At 36.9% G+C, this 14,723-nt stretch carries 15 protein-coding genes; 6 read left to right on the top strand and 9 right to left on the bottom strand.

Features of this window, described 5'->3' with window-relative positions; genetic code table 11:
- Positions 1 to 8: 8 nt before the first annotated feature.
- The 4 genes from IWC72_RS12095 to glgB all read right to left on the bottom strand — a co-directional run bounded on the left by IWC72_RS12095 (position 9) and on the right by glgB (position 6,650).
- The gene (locus tag IWC72_RS12095) at positions 9 to 1,346 is read right to left on the bottom strand and encodes an MFS transporter (RefSeq protein WP_194529924.1); all 1,338 of its coding nucleotides are present in this window, start codon (positions 1,344 to 1,346) and stop codon (positions 9 to 11) included.
- A gap of 60 nt (positions 1,347 to 1,406) precedes the next feature.
- Positions 1,407 to 2,216, bottom strand: a complete 810-nt coding sequence (locus IWC72_RS12090) for a M48 family metallopeptidase (RefSeq protein WP_194529923.1) — start codon at positions 2,214 to 2,216, stop codon at positions 1,407 to 1,409.
- 36 nt (positions 2,217 to 2,252) lie between these two features.
- Entirely contained in the window at positions 2,253 to 4,652 is a 2,400-nt protein-coding gene (locus IWC72_RS12085; RefSeq protein ID WP_194526452.1) for a glycoside hydrolase family 31 protein, read from the bottom strand.
- A gap of 99 nt (positions 4,653 to 4,751) precedes the next feature.
- On the bottom strand, positions 4,752 to 6,650 hold the full coding sequence (gene glgB, locus IWC72_RS12080) for a 1,4-alpha-glucan branching protein GlgB (RefSeq protein WP_194526451.1): 1,899 nt from the start codon (positions 6,648 to 6,650) through the stop codon (positions 4,752 to 4,754).
- A gap of 189 nt (positions 6,651 to 6,839) precedes the next feature.
- Here glgB and IWC72_RS12075 point away from each other — a divergent pair, with 189 nt between their 5' ends.
- From IWC72_RS12075 to IWC72_RS12055, 5 genes are all read left to right on the top strand, one after another.
- Complete coding sequence (locus IWC72_RS12075; RefSeq protein WP_194526450.1) at positions 6,840 to 7,397, top strand: collagen-like protein; 558 nt, start codon at positions 6,840 to 6,842, stop codon at positions 7,395 to 7,397.
- Positions 7,398 to 7,563: 166 nt separating this feature from the next.
- Complete coding sequence (gene msrB / locus IWC72_RS12070) at positions 7,564 to 8,061, top strand: peptide-methionine (R)-S-oxide reductase MsrB (RefSeq protein WP_194529922.1); 498 nt, start codon at positions 7,564 to 7,566, stop codon at positions 8,059 to 8,061.
- Positions 8,062 to 8,113: 52 nt separating this feature from the next.
- Complete coding sequence (locus IWC72_RS12065) at positions 8,114 to 8,641, top strand: DUF1572 family protein (protein WP_194529921.1); 528 nt, start codon at positions 8,114 to 8,116, stop codon at positions 8,639 to 8,641.
- 164 nt (positions 8,642 to 8,805) lie between these two features.
- Complete coding sequence (gene lpdA / locus IWC72_RS12060; protein ID WP_194529920.1) at positions 8,806 to 10,197, top strand: dihydrolipoyl dehydrogenase; 1,392 nt, start codon at positions 8,806 to 8,808, stop codon at positions 10,195 to 10,197.
- A 108-nt stretch (positions 10,198 to 10,305) separates the two neighbouring features.
- Positions 10,306 to 10,596 carry a DUF3817 domain-containing protein gene (locus IWC72_RS12055; RefSeq protein ID WP_194526446.1) on the top strand — a complete coding sequence of 97 codons (291 nt, stop codon included), beginning with the start codon at positions 10,306 to 10,308 and terminating at the stop codon, positions 10,594 to 10,596.
- Positions 10,597 to 10,613: 17 nt separating this feature from the next.
- On the opposite strand, the gene IWC72_RS12050 is transcribed toward IWC72_RS12055, so the two are convergent.
- The 3 genes from IWC72_RS12050 to IWC72_RS12040 all read right to left on the bottom strand — a co-directional run bounded on the left by IWC72_RS12050 (position 10,614) and on the right by IWC72_RS12040 (position 12,398).
- Complete coding sequence (locus IWC72_RS12050; protein WP_194526445.1) at positions 10,614 to 11,132, bottom strand: outer membrane beta-barrel protein; 519 nt, start codon at positions 11,130 to 11,132, stop codon at positions 10,614 to 10,616.
- Positions 11,133 to 11,299: 167 nt separating this feature from the next.
- Entirely contained in the window at positions 11,300 to 11,716 is a 417-nt protein-coding gene (gene aroQ, locus IWC72_RS12045; RefSeq protein WP_194526444.1) for a type II 3-dehydroquinate dehydratase, read from the bottom strand.
- Between the two features lie 94 nt (positions 11,717 to 11,810).
- Positions 11,811 to 12,398, bottom strand: coding sequence for a porin family protein (locus IWC72_RS12040; RefSeq protein ID WP_194529919.1), 588 nt, complete (start codon positions 12,396 to 12,398; stop codon positions 11,811 to 11,813).
- Between the two features lie 240 nt (positions 12,399 to 12,638).
- Between IWC72_RS12040 and xerD the strand changes: the two genes are divergently transcribed.
- Complete coding sequence (gene xerD, locus IWC72_RS12035; protein WP_194529918.1) at positions 12,639 to 13,535, top strand: site-specific tyrosine recombinase XerD; 897 nt, start codon at positions 12,639 to 12,641, stop codon at positions 13,533 to 13,535.
- Between the two features lie 5 nt (positions 13,536 to 13,540).
- On the opposite strand, the gene IWC72_RS12030 is transcribed toward xerD, so the two are convergent.
- Together IWC72_RS12030 and IWC72_RS12025 are read right to left on the bottom strand one after the other, a co-directional pair.
- Positions 13,541 to 14,044: a hypothetical protein gene (locus IWC72_RS12030; RefSeq protein WP_194529917.1), complete on the bottom strand. Its 504-nt coding sequence runs from the start codon at positions 14,042 to 14,044 to the stop codon at positions 13,541 to 13,543.
- A 116-nt stretch (positions 14,045 to 14,160) separates the two neighbouring features.
- Positions 14,161 to 14,670 (bottom strand): hypothetical protein, encoded by a 510-nt coding sequence (locus IWC72_RS12025; RefSeq protein WP_194529916.1) that lies wholly within the window; start codon positions 14,668 to 14,670, stop codon positions 14,161 to 14,163.
- Positions 14,671 to 14,723: the final 53 nt, after the last annotated feature.

The following is a 14,723-nucleotide window of genomic DNA, read 5'->3' as shown; positions in this document are numbered from 1 at the left end:
TCATCAAATTAAGCCTCTTTTATAGGGGCTATTTTATTGACTCGCGTCAAAAGGAACATTCCTATCAAAAAAAACAGCCCCAAGAAAATAATTGAATATCTGATGCTGCCGGTTATCTGTGCAATGTACCCGTAACTTAACATTCCAATTACGATTCCTATTTTTTCAGAGACATCATAAAAACTAAAATAAGATGTGGTATCAACTGCATCCTCAGGTAAAAGTTTAGAATACGTAGAGCGTGATAACGACTGTATACCTCCCATTACAAGACCAACTGCCGCAGCAGTGACGTAAAACTCCATAGGTGTTGTAATGGTATAAGCAAAAATACAGATGAAAATCCAAATTAGGTTTAAAACTATTAACGTATTAATGTTTCCAAATCTCATTGAACAACGTGAAGTCACAAACGCACCTAAGACCGCTACTATCTGAATCAACAAAATACTTACTATTAGTCCCGTAGTTGAATCTGTTGTACCCCAATCTAGCTCTTCTATTCCAAAATAGGTAGCAATTAGCATAATAGTCTGTACGGCCATACTATAGACAAAAAACGCTCCCAAGTATCGTTTCAATGGTATGTTGAGCTTAATTTTTGACCAAATCAGCTTCAACTCTTTAAACCCATTAAATAGAATATCTTTAGTAAACGCTTCTTTTTTGTTGCCCTTTGGTAAGTGATAATAGCTATATTGACTAAAACCAATCCACCATAGTCCGGTTAGCACAAAAGAAAGTCGGGTTGGGGTAGATTCGTCTTCAAAACCAAACGAATCGAACTTTAAAATCATAGCCAAACAAATAATCAAAAGAATTACGCTACCTATGTACCCTAAAGAATACCCTTTGGCACTAATAGCATCTTGTTGTTCCGGAAAGGCTATATCTGGCAAATACGAATTATAAAAAACTAGGCTAGACCAAAAACCTATCAGCGCCGTAAAGTAACACAGTAATCCAAACCAAAGAAAATCCATACTAAACCAATAGAGGCCAATACAGGACATAGCTCCTAAATAACAAAAGAACTTCATGAAGATTTTCTTATTCCCTACATAATCTGCTATTCCGCTTAAAAATGGACTTAGAAAAGACACTACCAAAAATGCCGCTGCCGTTACATAACTAATTAAAGTGTCATTATTAAAATCGACACCCAAGAAGTGAACGGTATCGTCCAAAACTTTACCATTTTCATCTTTCACTAAGGTAAGTGCACCATAAAAAATAGGAAAAATGGCAGATGAGATTACAAGGTTGTAAACTGAATTGGCCCAATCATAGAATGCCCAAGCATTCAGGAGTTTTTTACTTCCTTTTGGAAGGTTGGTTTCTGACATAATGGTATAAAAAAACCGTTCTTTTTAAGAACGGTTTTAAATATACAATAATTGTAAGATCTATTGAAAGCTGGTTACTCCAAACTTCTTAGCTTCTGCTCTCGCCGCTGGTGCCCATTCCGTTAAGTTATTGATTCTTGTATCGTTAGAAGGGTGCGTACTCATAAATTCTGGTGGCGCTTCTCCCCCACTATTTGCTTTCATACGTTTCCACAATTCTGCAGCTTCCGTAGGGTCATAACCTGCTATTGCCATAATCTGTAAACCAATACGATCGGCCTCGGTTTCATGACTTCTACTAAATGGCAACATGACTCCTACTTGAGAACCTACACCATAGGCCTGATTGAACATCTCTCTTTTCTGTGGATCCTGAATAGCAACATTACCGGCTACAGCTCCTAACTGCTGCAGAGTTCCTGCACTCATACGTTGCGCCCCGTGATCTGCCAAAGCATGTGCCACCTCATGACCCATAACAACTGCAACACCTCTTTCTCCTGCACAAATAGGCAAAATACCTGTATAAAAGACAATTTTACCACCTGGCATACACCATGCGTTTACTGTTTTGTCATCTACTAGGTTGTATTCCCATTTGTAATCCTTAAGATATCCGGCATAGCCATTAGCATTTAACCACTTTTCTGCAGCAGAAGAAATACGCTGTCCTACCTTAATAATCATTCTTGCGTCTACTGTATTCTCAACTACTTTGTTTTCTGTTAAGAATTGATCATACTGTGCAAATGCAGTTGGAAAAACTTGACTATTTGGATAAAAATTTAATACTTTTTTGCCTGTAAACGGATTTGTTTTACACGCAGCTACACCCAAGAATAGGGCTAAAACTAAAATTATCTTTTTCATTACGGTTATGTTTAGACCTGTAAAATACGAAAAAAGTTATTCGGCAGTAATGCGCAATTGAGTAAAATCTTTGCTTACATGCACCGTGTTATCTCCATTTGGCATGATATCCTTTATAGCTACCTTCTCATTATCTACCTGCACTTTTCCTATTTTAAAAGGAAGACCGTGCAATTTAATTTTGAAAGTTTCATAGCTCGTTATAAAAGCACCATCTTTAAATTGTTGTATTTTCAGTTCACCCTTTTTACCTAAAAGTTTAAAGTTTCTTAAACTGTATTTCCCGTTTTCGTAAGCATACCCATCTTCGGCATCCTCATAAACGGTAGAGTTTTCTGCTCCTTCGGTAAAATAAACATCCAATATCAACTCCTTAATCTCCAACTCACCCACATACTGCTGCACAGGGTATTTTGGAATAATAGCACCTGCCTTTATAAACAATGGAATCTTATCAATATCTGCAACTACCCATTTTTCTTTTCCGCCTTCTACAATTTCATCATTCCAATAATTATACCAATCACCTCTAGGAATATACATTCTACGCCCTTTAGCATTTGGTTCTTGTATTGGACATACTAAAATCTGTTCTCCAAAAATGAATTCATCTGTTCTAAAATGTGTTTGTGTATCTTCTTGATCATAACAAACTATAGGTAATAACATAGGTGTCCCCTCCTTAGAATACCTCCAAAACATGGTATAGAGATAAGGCAATAACTCGTAACGTAGTTCTATAAACTTCCTAACGATATCTGTAACTTCTTTTCCAAAAGACCAAGGTTCTTGCGCACCATGATCTCCACTTGAATGCACCCTGCAAAAAGGATGAAAAATACCCAATTGAATCCATCTTGCAAAAAGCTCACCGTTAGGCTGTTCTGCAAAACCTCCAATATCAGAACCAACAAAAGAATAACCGCTCATACACATACGTTGCATTTGAACATTGGCTATCCATAAATGCTCCCAAGTAGCAACATTATCTCCTGTCCAGGTTGAAGCAAAACGTTGTGTACCTGCATAAGCAGCTCTTGTTATTACTAACGGTCTTTTAGGATATACATATCTTTTTACACCTTCATAAGTTGCCCTTACCATTTGCATACCATAAATGTTATGCGCTTTTCTGTGGCTACTAGGGTGACCGTCATAATCATGACGTGTATCTAACGGAGCCGTTTTAGTAGGTACTTCCATTACCGCTGGTTCATTCATATCGTTCCAAACGGCATGTACACCTATCTCGGCCATGAACTCCTTATAAAGTTCCGCCCACCACTCACGTACTTCTGGATTGGTAAAATCAGGGAAGTTACATTCTCCTGGCCATACTTTTCCTTTCATTCTTGGACCATCTGCTCGTTTACAGAAGTAATCATTTTCTACTGCTTCTTGATAAATCCAATAATCTTTATCTACCTTAATACCTGGATCGATCATGACTACGGTCTTAAAGCCGTCTTCAAACAATTCGTCAATCATGCGTTTAGGCTCTGGAAATCTCTTTTTATCCCATGTAAAACATCTAAAACCATCCATATAATCAATATCCAAATAAATGGCATCACATGGTATTTTTAGGTCTCGGAACTGCTTAGCTATTTCCTTTACATTACTTTCTGGGAAATAACTCCATTTTGACTGATGATACCCCAATGCCCATAATGGTGGTAATTCTGGGGCTCCGGTCAAATTGGTGTAGGCTCTAACTACTTTGTGCATTTCTGGCCCGTAGAAGAAATAATAGTTCATTTCTCCACCATCTCCCCAAAAACTAGTGGTAGAACGACGTTCATGTGCAAAATCAAAATGGGTTCTAAAACTATTATCAAAGAAAACACCATAGGCTTGACCACTGTGCAAACCAATATAAAAAGGAATTGCCTTATAAAGCGGGTCTTGGTCTTTGCCGTAAGCGTATTGATCGGTTACCCAGTTGTTTACCCTTTTTCCTTTAAGGTTACTGTGGGTGGCTTTATCTCCCATACCGTAAAAACTTTCGGTATTTTGGGTGATTTTACTCATTTTTACGGTATTACCACCGTGCTCATAGTTTTCTTCCCAATGAAAACCAAGTTCGTCTTCCATTATGATATTACCGTTTAAATCGGATATCTGGGTGCGTAATGTTTTTTTATCAACTAAGACCTGCAGTTTTGAGGTCTCTATTATGTATTCCGTTTTTGTTTCTAAACAGTCTAAGTGACTATATCCCCTACTTGCATTAGGGTCAATAGCATATGAAAAATCTGGCTGAAATGCATGTTCAGTGGCATAACGGAACCGTATGGTTCTATCTTGAATTACGGTGACTTCTAAAATTACACCGTTATCGGTAGTAAAATAAAACTTATCCTTATCCCTTACATAATCTACAATATGATTGGGGTATAAGTTTCCTTTATATTCTAGTTCTGTATTGGTTATCATTTGTTTGATATTTAAAGACTTGCAAAAAAAAGACTTTAAACATTAAAAACGAAATGATTTGACAACATTTACCAACTATTATGATTATACCACACTAACCTACTGAAAAATAACAATACTTAAAGGCGGAATCGTTAATTCTACCGATTGTTCGCGACCATGCCAAGCTTTTTTCTTGATACTCGAAACTTTCGGATCCGTACCGGAACCTCCATATTTTTTATCATCACTATTTAAGATGATTTTCATCTTACCAGAACTCTTAGGAATACCTACTTTATATTTTTCTCTTGGGACCGGAGTGAAGTTACATGCAATAAATATATCATCTTCTGTATCATGACCTCTTCTTATATACGTTAATACAGAATTTTCATGGTCTCCATAATCTATCCACTGAAAACCATCAGGGCTAAACTGCTTTTGAAATAAAGCCGGAAATTTTTTATAAATGGCATTTAAGTCTTTTATAAGCTCTTGTACACCACTATGCACATCATACTCTGTAAGATGCCAATCTAAACTTTGTTGAAAATTCCATTCACTAGTCTGTCCAAATTCACCTCCCATGAAAATAAGATTAGTACCAGGGTGCGTAAACATATAACCAAACATCAACCGAAGGTTGGCAAAACGCTGCCACTCATCGCCTGGCATGCGGTATACCAATGATTGCTTACCGTACACCACCTCATCATGAGAAAATGGTAACATAAAGTTCTCTGTAAAGGCATAAGTAGCACTAAACGTAAGGTCGTTCTGGTGGTGTTTTCTATAGACGGCTTCTTTTTTGAAGTACTCTAAGGTATCATGCATCCAACCCATCATCCACTTCATTCCAAAGCCTAAGCCCCCATACATCACTGGTTTTGAAACTCCCGAAAACGCAGTAGATTCTTCTGCTATAGTCTGCACATCCGGAAAGCTTCCATATACTGCTTCGTTAAACTCTCTAATAAAAGATAGAGCTTCAAGGTTTTCATTATTTCCGTACATGTTTGCTTCCCACTCCCCTTCTTCTCTAGAATAATCTAGGTAAAGCATTGAAGCAACCGCATCTACACGTAACGCATCTGCGTGATATTGATCCAACCAGAAAATAGCATTGCTAATTAAGAAGGCACGGACCTCATTTCTTCCGTAGTTAAAAATTAAGCTCTTCCAATCTGGATGATACCCTCTTCTTCTATCTGGATGTTCGTAAAGGTGAGATCCATCAAAAAAGCCTAGACCATGTGCGTCTTCCGGAAAATGAGAAGGAACCCAATCCAAGATAACGCCTATCTCTGCTTGGTGCAATGCATCTACCAATAATTTAAAGCCTTCAGGATCTCCAAATCTTGACGTTGGCGCAAAATACCCCGTAAGTTGGTACCCCCATGAAGGATCATAAGGATACTCCATTATGGGCATAAACTCTATATGTGTAAAGCCCATCTCCTTTACATAAGCTACCAAATCCTTAGCTAATTGCTCATATGTAAGGAAATTTCCATCTTTATCTCGCTTCCAAGAACCTAAATGCACTTCGTAGACAGAAAAAGGTGCGTCTAAAGCATTTTTTGCTTTTCGCGTTTCCATCCATTTTTTATCCTCCCATTTATAATCTGCCTTCCAAATAATAGAAGCAGTTTTTGGCGGATGCTCACAATACCTTGCAAATGGATCAGCCTTTTCGGTTACGGCTCCGTGATTATTAGAATAGATCTTATACTTATAAATTTCACCTACCCCAACTTCTGGAATAAAGCCTTCCCATATACCGCTACCATCCCATCTAACATTAAGCATGTGTTGGCTATCGTTCCATTCATTAAAGTTACCGATTACCGATACTGCCCGAGCAGACGGCGCCCAAACGGCAAAATAGGTTCCCTTTATTCCATTCAATTCCATTGGGTGAGAACCTAGCTTTTCATATAATCTAAAATGTTTTCCTGATTTAAAAAGGTCAATATCAAATTCGGAGAAAAGACTAAAAACGGTTACTTGTGGCATAGTGTTCGATTAGTTAGGTGATGCTGACAAATCTAAGGAACTTTATAAAAAAGCTTACATATTTGTTAATTAACTTTAGATCAGCATTTCAATGTTACAAATAAAAGATACGAATAATTCAAAAATGGAACGCTTTTTGAAAAAAGAATCTTAAATATGTTTAGAAATTTCAATTATAAAATCAATATTATGAAGAGGACACTTCTTTTACTCGGTACGCTTTTTACAATTCTTTTTATTTCGTGTGATGGTTCTGATGGACGCGACGGTCAACCTGGACAGGATGGCGCAGACGGCATACAAGGCCAAGTTTTTGAAGTAGAAGACGTAGACTTTACTTATATAGCAGAAAATAATTTATATGAAACCATATTAAATTTTGAAGATTTCACCAGTTTTCCCGTAGAAGCTAACGATGCTGTTTTGGTTTATCAATATGATAGAACAGTTGAATTTAATGACGACGTAGTGAACGATGTTTGGAATTTGATACCTCAAACCTTTTTTTATGATGAAGGAACCGTTCAGTTTGTTCCAGGTCATACTACCAGAGATGTAGAGATTCTTATTACTGGTAACTTTGACCTTTCAAACTTAAGCCCAGATATTACCCAAGGGCAGATATTTAGATTTGTAATCCTACCAGGGGTTTCTGCTGCTGCAAAAATGGATAAAAGCAATATTTCAGCTGTTATGAATAGTATTGGAGTTACCGAAGCTGATGTTAAAAAAGTATCTCTTAAATAATATAATCCTCTTAAAAATAAAATAAGCACCCTACTCCTATTTGAGTGGGGTGTTCGTTTTTAAGTCGAAATTAAAACCGTTTCTTAAAAGTATCGTAAATACAGTTAAATTTGAAAGGAGTCCACTTCTCCTCCGTCTAATACAGAACTGAAAAATTAAAAAAGCTATGTACAAAAATATACTTATTGCCATTGGATTTGCCCTTGTAGGCTGCCAAGGAAATTCTCAAAAAAAGAAAATAGCACAAGAAACAACCGAGAAGAAAGAAACGAACTTTAGTGTTGTAAAAACCGAAGCTGAATGGCAAAAGGAACTTACTCCTGAAGAGTTTTATGTACTTCGTAAAGCGGCCACAGAAAACCCTTTTACATCTGACCTATTGGACAACAAAAAAGAAGGTACCTATGTCTGTGCTGCTTGTGGTACAGGACTTTTTAAAAGTAACACCAAATTTAAGTCCGGTACGGGATGGCCAAGTTTCTATGAAGAAATAAAGGGAAATGTAGCCTATGATGTTGATTATAAAATTGGCTACAAAAGAACCGAAGAACACTGCGCTACTTGCGGAGGGCATTTAGGTCATGTTTTTGAAGATGGCCCCGAGCCTACAGGACTAAGACATTGCATAAATGGGGTGGCTTTAGATTTTGTAGCGGCGGAATAGTGCGATTAAGGCGGTAATTCAATAATTTTATATTCGTAATTATATCACGAATATGGAATACCCTAATTCATTTATTAAAAGTGTACTTTTTGAATTTGACCGTTATAAAACCATGGGCAATAAAACTTTCCTTCAGCTCAATGAAAGTGATATACACTGGAAACTGAGCGAAAGCGACAATTCTATTGCTTTAATTGTAAAGCACATGTCTGGTAATATGCTAAGCCGGTGGACGAATTTCTTAACTGAAGACGGAGAAAAATTATGGCGTAATCGTGAAAACGAATTTGTACAACCCTACCAGTCCAAAGAAGAAATGCTAATTGCATGGGAAGCCGGTTGGCAATGTTTATTTAATGCATTAAATTCTGTATCTCCAGAGAATTTCAACACCATAATAAAAATAAGAAACGAAGAGCACTCTATTGTCCAAGCTGTACACAGACAGTTAGCACATTATAGTAGCCATGTAGGGCAAATTGTATTATTAGGAAAGATGATTAAAGCAGACAAATGGACGTCTCTTTCCATTCCAAAAGGCGAGTCTGAACGCTTTAATAAAGACCTCTTTAAGAGGTAATTTGTTACTAATACCACAAAATTTTAGTTTTAAGCAACACTCAACTTGCCTTTTTAGCTTCAGACTTCAATTTTGGTATTAATCTTTGCATTTGGTTTTGTACTTTTGCAGCTGCTTAGCTACGGCGGGCATTTTAATTTACAACAGCAAAAAAAATAAAAAATATGAGCAATTTCGATGTTATTGTTTTGGGTAGCGGGCCCGGAGGATATGTTACCGCTATTAGAGCCTCACAATTGGGCTTTAAAACGGCCATAATCGAGAAAGAAAATTTAGGCGGTGTATGTTTAAATTGGGGGTGTATACCTACCAAGGCACTTTTGAAATCGGCTCAGGTTTTTGAATATCTGAAGCATGCCGGTGACTATGGTCTTTCTGCTGAAAATGTAGACAAAGATTTTGATGCCGTAGTAAAAAGAAGCCGTAGTGTTGCCGATGGTATGAGCAAAGGTGTTCAGTTTTTGATGAAAAAGAACAAAATTGAAGTTCTTAATGGATATGGTACGCTACAAGCAGGAAAAAAGGTTTCTGTTAAGGATGCCGATGGTAAAGAAACTGAATACAGTGCTGATCACATTATCATTGCCACTGGAGCACGTAGTCGTGAATTACCTAGTTTACCACAAGACGGTAAAAAAATTATTGGATACCGTGAAGCTATGACCTTAAAGGAACAACCAAAGAAAATGGTTGTTGTGGGTAGTGGTGCTATTGGTATTGAATTTGCTTATTTCTATAACGCTATGGGTACGGAAGTAACCGTAGTTGAGTACTTGCCTAGCATTGTACCGGTAGAGGACGAAGATATCTCCAAACAACTAGAGCGCAGCTTAAAGAAAGTAGGTATAAAAATCAAAACTTCTGCAGAGGTTACTTCTGTTGACACTTCTGGTGAAGGCGTTAAAGCAACTGTAAAAACTGCTAAAGGCGAAGAGATTCTAGAAGCAGATATTGTACTTTCTGCCGTTGGTATCAAAACCAATATTGAAAATATAGGTCTTGAAAATGTTGGTATTTCTACTGACAGAGATAAAATATTAGTAAACAGTTACTACCAGACCAACATACCGGGTTACTATGCTATTGGTGATGTAACTCCTGGTCAAGCTTTAGCACACGTTGCTTCTGCCGAAGGTATTCTTTGTGTTGAAAAAATAGCAGACATGCATGTTGAGCCTTTAGATTACGGCAACATTCCTGGATGTACGTACTGTACGCCTGAGATTGCATCTGTAGGTCTTACCGAAAAACAAGCCAAAGAAAAAGGATTGGATATCAAAGTTGGTAAATTTCCTTTCTCCGCTAGTGGTAAAGCAAAAGCTGCTGGCACTCCAGATGGTTTTGTTAAAGTTATTTTTGATGCCAAATATGGCGAATGGTTAGGTTGCCATATGATCGGAGCCGGTGTTACGGATATGATTGCCGAAGCCGTTGTTGCTAGAAAACTAGAAACTACAGGTCATGAAATCTTAAAAGCGGTTCACCCTCACCCAACCATGAGTGAAGCTGTTATGGAAGCTGTAGCAGCTGCTTATGATGAAGTGATACACTTGTAATAATTAAAATTAGATTAAATTATATATGGGCCTATAAGATTGTTATCAAAACACATCTCATAGGCCCATTACTTTATCTTAAAACGAACACATTAAAATCCATTCCGTATGCTAAGTCTTTTTCGGGTTACTGCAATTTTAGAAGGTATTTCTTATTTGGCCCTATTTGCCGTTACTATGCCGTTAAAATATTTAGCAGATTTACCCATGCCCAATAAGTATGTTGGGTACGCGCATGGCGTGCTTTTTATTGCTTATATCATATTAGCCGTTGTTCTTTGGATGGAACAAAAATGGAATATTAAAAAAGCATTCTTTATACTCATTGCATCTCTTTTGCCTTTTGCCACTTTTTATGTGGAAAAGAAATACTTAACAAAAGAAGCTACTCTAGCTTAAAACCTTCTATAACTAAATTATCTGAAATGTCTAGCCGATAAAAAGGTATAGACAAAACCCATAGTAACCGTAGACCAAGTACTATCATTTATGGTAATACCGGTATATGAAAAGTTAAGTTCGGATTTTGGACCTACTTGGAATCCTATTTGAGGGCGGTAGTAAAGTCCACCATCATTTCCTTCGTTTAAACCAAAGGCATTTCCTATATCTCCACCAATAGAAAAAGTTTTTGACGGCCAAAGCCTAACAGAGGCAGCAAGGGGTAAAAACTGAACACTTGGGTAGTCAACGGTAACATTCTGTCCCGTAAAAGTTTCGGCAAAACCGTGAATTATACCAGCTTTTATTCCTAGGTCAAAAGCTTTATTGGGAGCCCACATATAGCCCACATCTGCACCTATAACAACACTAACATAATCATTATACTCTCCAAGAGGCATACCGGCATGTGCGCCAATTTTAAATCCCTCTTGGGCAAATAGTGAAATACATGTAAAGGTCAGAGTCAAAAATAAACAAAATGATTTGGTCATGGCAATTAAAATTTGGTTTGTGCTGGTTGTTTGGTAAAACTAAAGGCTAAACGAAATTCATTGCCTTTTTGTTGTAGCTACAAATCAAAAATCGATGTGCGACAGGTAAGCTAACACCCTTAAAACCATTTTTTAAACCCGAATACCCACTTATACCTAGGTTTTAACTACTTCAAAAAACTCTGAATTGCCAAATCGTAACTCTGAAGACCAAAACCTAGAATCACACCTTTTGCCACAGGAGAAATATAGGATACATGCCTAAACTCTTCGCGTTTGTGTGTATTTGAAATATGAACTTCAATGACCGGTGTCGTTACTGCTTTTATAGCATCGCCAATACCCACAGAAGTATGGGTGTAGGCCGCTGCATTTAAAACAATACCATCATACGAAAAACCTACTTCTTGTATTTTACCTATAAGCTCGCCTTCTATATTAGACTGATAATATTCCAATTGAACATCTTTGAACTTAAACTGCAAATCAGCAAAATAATCTTCAAAAGTTTTGTTTCCGTAGACTTCGGGCTCACGCTTTCCTAATAGATTAAGATTAGGACCATTGATTATGATTAATTTCATGTTTCAAAAATAAACTTTTTACGGCGATATTAGATGCTACCAACAAAAAACGACCGCACTGGGCGGCCGTTTCATTCTATATTTTATTCTATCCTTACAAGAAGTACACCGCACCTACGGATACAGCTCCATTACGTGCGTTGGTGATATCCAAAACCTTGGAAAGGCCAACGCCTATTCGTAACTGAAAGTAGAAGTTTTCATCCATACGGTAACCACCTCCCAGATTAACCCCCAAATCAATTGACTTTGTATCCTGAAATTGCAAGTCTTCTTCCCAGTTATCTGCCAAAAGAAATCCTATTTGAGGCCCCAACTCTACAGCAAACTCATCTGTTATATGATATTTCCCCATAACAGGTAGTTGAATGTAAGCCAAATTTACATTAGACGGCCCCAAATCTGCACCTTGCAATGCAAATATTAATTCGGGTTGCACATAAAAATTTTCCATAACAGGTATTTCTACAATACCTCCAAAATAGGCACCCACTTTGGCCGAAACACCATCAAAATCATTTCCAAGCCAAGTAGTAAAGTTAAGCCCTGCTTTGCCTCCAAATTTAATATCACTAGTATTAAATCCACTTGAAGGGCCAGTGCCCTGTATCACGGTTTGTGCAATACTACTTTGAACTCCAAAAAAAACAAACGCTATAATAGCGCAAAACTTAATTTTCATGATTACAGTTGTTTTTACGAATCCTACTTTAATTTGTCATAACTCACTATTTTAACAATACACACAGGCTTTAAGGAGGAGGAAACAACAAACAAAATTAGACTTGATTCATAGTTATATCATAATCAAAGATAGAAAACTTTACTTAGCGTCAATTCTTTAGCTGAAATTTCACTTAAAATCTTCATCATCCTATTATAATTGAATTGCCACAATCCTAGCAATGGTTAACTTTACATTATGAATTGGAACCAAGCGCTTCAAGACTACGGGCATTATTTAAGAATAGAACGAGGACTATCGGACAATTCTATTAAAAATTATAGTTGGGATATTACCAAACTCATAGACTTTCTTAGCAACAATGCATTAAACGACACCCCTAAACAAATACAAAAAGAAACCCTTCAGCAATTTATTTATGAAGTGGCAAAGACCATGAATCCAAGGTCTCAAGCACGCATTATATCAGGGCTGAAAAGTTTTTTCAATTATCTAGTATTTGAAGATTACAGGGAAGATAACCCTATGGATTTAATAGAATCCCCCAAAATAGGGCGAAAACTACCGGACACCTTATCCGAAGATGAAATTAACGACATAATTGGTGCCATAGACCTTTCAAAAGCTGAAGGTGAACGTAACCGAGCCATGTTGGAAACGCTTTATGGATGTGGACTTCGGGTTTCAGAACTAGTAGCTTTAAAAATTTCCGATTTATTTTTTGAAGAAGATTTTATAAAGGTAACCGGTAAAGGAGATAAACAGCGCTTTGTACCCATTAGTGAGGTAAATAAAAAATACATTACCATTTACCGTAAAGAAATACGGGTACACCAAGATGTTAAAAAAGGTTTTGAGGATATCCTGTTCTTAAACCGCCGAGGTCGACAATTGACCAGGGCAATGATTTTTACGATTATAAAAAGACTCGCCGTAGAAATAGACTTAAAAAAGAGTATTAGTCCGCACACCTTTAGACATTCTTTTGCAACGCACTTATTACAGAATGGAGCAGACCTAAGAGCAATTCAGCAAATGTTGGGTCATGAAAGTATTACAACTACCGAAGTGTATATTCATGTAGATCGCACGCACCTTACGGAGGTCATGAACAAGTTTCACCCAAGAAAATAGAGAAATTAAAATTTTATTTTACTCTTTACAGAGAATAGGCTTGGCATTCCATAAGTGCCTATGTTGGATGTATTGAAATTCAAGTCGTGATTAACTTCCATCATAACATTTTTGTTAATGTCATAACCAACGCCGTTGGTCATTATATAGCGCGGTTTGGCTGCATCAAATCCATGTTTATCCAATTCTCGCTCCATTGCAACCCCGTTTACGAAGTATAGTTTATCACTAAAATATTTTTTTAGTTTAAGTTCTACACGTTGTACATCAAACGTTCTATAAGTGTCATAAAAATTCTGAAGTTCTACCGCAAATTTTTCATCCAACTTATAGCCCAATGTAAATTGTGAATGCATTTCATTATCCATAAAAACAGGATAAGAAAAGGCTTCTATTGAGAGTTTGGAAGTTTCAACTTGTGGATCAAACGCACTTGACTTTTGAGGGTTTTGAGCCCTTCCTACAATCATACAGAGAAAAATAAATAGGATTCTAACTAGGGTAATCATAGTTTGGATTTACTTCCCTAAATATAAGTATAGCCACTGAGCCTAAGGTCTGATTTTGAAAAGTTTAACCTTTTAAAAAAATATAAGTGAAAAGGGCGAGGGTTACCTCTACGCGTCTAAAACGTAAATTTGCTTAAAACACTAAACATACTAGATTTTCCCGGGGCCTTATTTTTATTTTTGTTGATGTTCAGGTCATATCTGGTTTCCATCATCATATTCGTTTTTACTTCGTAACCCACACCATTTGTTAACATAAATTGAGGTTTGGGTGCTTTTTGACCATATTTTTCCAATACATTTTCCATGGCCACCCCGCTAAACAAATACAGCTTGTTATTTGTGTAATATTTCAACTCCAATTCTGCACGGTGTAAATCATGAGCCCTATAGGTATCATAATAATTTTGAAGTTCCATCGTAAAATTATCATCAAACTGGTAACCCATGGTAGCTTGTGTATGTATTTCGTTATCCATAAAAACAGGATAAGCAAAACCACTAGTATAGAATTTAGAGTCTTTAGCTAATCGATATTGCCCTAGATTGAGGTCAGGAACCGAGTTTTGAGCTTTTCCCATTGCCACACAAAGAAGAAAAAATATGATTCGTACCAGCGTAATCATAGTTATGATTTGTTTTGATAAATATAAGCATCACTCAAAATTATGTAGGTTAT

This window comes from Zobellia roscoffensis (genome assembly GCF_015330165.1).
Taxonomy (GTDB): Bacteria; Bacteroidota; Bacteroidia; order Flavobacteriales; family Flavobacteriaceae; genus Zobellia; species Zobellia roscoffensis.
This window is presented reverse-complemented; position numbering and strand designations above follow the sequence as displayed.

Bases quoted from the DNA above. Each gene is read 5' to 3' on its own strand.
- IWC72_RS12095 (WP_194529924.1), bottom strand. From the start codon at position 1,346: ATGTCAGAAACCAACCTTCCAAAAGGAAGTAAAAAACTCCTGAATGCT.
- IWC72_RS12090 (WP_194529923.1), bottom strand. From the start codon at position 2,216: ATGAAAAAGATAATTTTAGTTTTAGCCCTATTCTTGGGTGTAGCTGCG.
- IWC72_RS12085 (WP_194526452.1), bottom strand. From the start codon at position 4,652: ATGATAACCAATACAGAACTAGAATATAAAGGAAACTTATACCCCAAT.
- glgB (WP_194526451.1), bottom strand. From the start codon at position 6,650: ATGCCACAAGTAACCGTTTTTAGTCTTTTCTCCGAATTTGATATTGAC.
- IWC72_RS12075 (WP_194526450.1), top strand. From the start codon at position 6,840: ATGAAGAGGACACTTCTTTTACTCGGTACGCTTTTTACAATTCTTTTT.
- msrB (WP_194529922.1), top strand. From the start codon at position 7,564: ATGTACAAAAATATACTTATTGCCATTGGATTTGCCCTTGTAGGCTGC.
- IWC72_RS12065 (WP_194529921.1), top strand. From the start codon at position 8,114: ATGGAATACCCTAATTCATTTATTAAAAGTGTACTTTTTGAATTTGAC.
- lpdA (WP_194529920.1), top strand. From the start codon at position 8,806: ATGAGCAATTTCGATGTTATTGTTTTGGGTAGCGGGCCCGGAGGATAT.
- IWC72_RS12055 (WP_194526446.1), top strand. From the start codon at position 10,306: ATGCTAAGTCTTTTTCGGGTTACTGCAATTTTAGAAGGTATTTCTTAT.
- IWC72_RS12050 (WP_194526445.1), bottom strand. From the start codon at position 11,132: ATGACCAAATCATTTTGTTTATTTTTGACTCTGACCTTTACATGTATT.
- aroQ (WP_194526444.1), bottom strand. From the start codon at position 11,716: ATGAAATTAATCATAATCAATGGTCCTAATCTTAATCTATTAGGAAAG.
- IWC72_RS12040 (WP_194529919.1), bottom strand. From the start codon at position 12,398: ATGAAAATTAAGTTTTGCGCTATTATAGCGTTTGTTTTTTTTGGAGTT.
- xerD (WP_194529918.1), top strand. From the start codon at position 12,639: ATGAATTGGAACCAAGCGCTTCAAGACTACGGGCATTATTTAAGAATA.
- IWC72_RS12030 (WP_194529917.1), bottom strand. From the start codon at position 14,044: ATGATTACCCTAGTTAGAATCCTATTTATTTTTCTCTGTATGATTGTA.
- IWC72_RS12025 (WP_194529916.1), bottom strand. From the start codon at position 14,670: ATGATTACGCTGGTACGAATCATATTTTTTCTTCTTTGTGTGGCAATG.